This is a genomic window from Deltaproteobacteria bacterium (assembly GCA_009929795.1).
In the GTDB taxonomy this organism is placed as follows: Bacteria; Desulfobacterota; Desulfovibrionia; order Desulfovibrionales; family Desulfomicrobiaceae; genus RZZR01.
Genome location: RZZR01000332.1, coordinates 1 through 1,629, shown reverse-complemented (window position 1 = coordinate 1,629; position 1,629 = coordinate 1). Strand labels below are relative to the sequence as shown.

Annotated in this window: 1 protein-coding gene; it reads right to left on the bottom strand. The window is 65.3% G+C overall.

Translation table 11 applies throughout. The annotated features are described in order from the left end of the window. Positions 1–157 precede the first annotated feature (157 nt). On the bottom strand, positions 158–1,468 hold the full coding sequence (locus tag EOM25_14750; protein ID NCC26436.1) for a hypothetical protein: 1,311 nt from the start codon (positions 1,466–1,468) through the stop codon (positions 158–160). Between the last annotated feature and the right edge of the window lie 161 nt (positions 1,469–1,629).

Below are 1,629 nucleotides of genomic sequence, written 5' to 3'. Positions count from 1 at the left end.
CAGCAATGAGACCAAGTCGATTCCGGGGGTTTTGGGATGGTGCTTTCAATGCGCACGCAGGGCAGGCACAGGCTGCGCTCGAACTCGTTCAGCCGGGCGACATAGTCCAGGATCGGCCGGAGGTTGCCTCGTTTCTTGACGATATTCCATTCGATGTTCATGGGCGCTCCATGGTGACGATCTCTCCAAAGGGAGGATGCACCCGGGTTTCCCCAGGGTTGACCCAGAGAACGGGATAGTCCGGTTCCTCGGGATAGCTCGAGCATTGCATGTCCGTGAAATAGACTAGACAGGCAGGGCTGACGCCGTCCCTGTCCAGGATTTTGAAAGGCGGACGGAAATCCGTGCCTCCACCGCCCTTGGCCCGGATGGCCAGGGGCAGATCCAGGCGACCGAGGGTCCGGCGGGAGGTCAGGGACATGTCGCAGGTCAGCAATTCCAGATCGGTGTCGAATTCTTCCAACACGGCCGAGATTTCGGCGCAGAAGATATCGAGCAGGGTCTGTTCCACGCTGCCGGACACATCCACGACCACGGCCAGGGGAGCCAGCTTCAGACTGTCCAGTCCGGGGAGGTACAGGCCGGCATGGATTTGGCGCCGATTGGGGCGGACCCAGGAAAAATCGTCGCGGGCCGCGCTGGTCACGAAGCGGCGCAGCAGATCCCTCCAGCCCAGGCGGGGGGCGAGCATGGATTCAACCAGCCGCTCAAGGCCGCCGGGCATGTTCCCGGCCTCGCGGGCCACACGCGAGGCCAGGGCCATGGCCATACGCCATTGATCGTCCTGATCGGCCCCTTCCTGATCTCCTTCATGGCCACGGGACTGCCTGGATGCGTCACGCACCTCCCCGCTCATCCCCGGGTCGGCATTGTCTCCGGGCCCTGCCCATTCACCACCGCCGCCCGAAGCCTGACGCAGGCCCGGGCCCTGCTTGTCCGCCCTTCCGGACGTTCCGGATTGGTCCCGGCCGCCCAGGCCGGGGACGCCTGCCGAGGCCGATTCCATGTCTCCGTCCGGCACGGCATCCTGTTCGGCCCCGTTTTCAGCCCCGCCTCGGCCGGTGTCCAGATCTCGGAGCAGGTCCTCGTAGATGGCGTCGGCGCTCCGTCCGTGATGGACCGGATCGTCCAGATAGCCGGGGGGCAGTTTGACGCCGGCTTCGAGAAGGATGGGATTTATGGCGTAATCGCAGGCCCTGTTCCACAGGCCTGCCTCGCGTCCGTTCCGGCGAGTGTGGTGGGAGCAGGCCAGGTGCAAGACCTCGTGGCACTGCATGCCCTTGACCGCGGCCGGGGGCTGGGTCTCGATGTAGTCCGGGTTGTAGGCCAGGACTGAACCGTCGGACCAGACCGTGGCGCAGGATCGATCTTCCCGAAGGTCGAGGCGCAGGGCCAGGGTGGCGAAGAACGGATGCTCCAGTACCAAGTCCGCCCTGGCCTTGACCATTTTTTCGCGGGCCGGACTCATGCCGTGACCAGGACGTCGCTGTTGGCGCAGGCCCAGACCTGAAAGGCCTCGCTGTCGACGATATCCGGATCCGCGGACGCGGCGTCCCGCATGAGCAGCACGCCGAATTCCACGGGCAGCCGGCCGGCCAGCGCGGCCAGACTGGGCATGGTCAGGTCGGA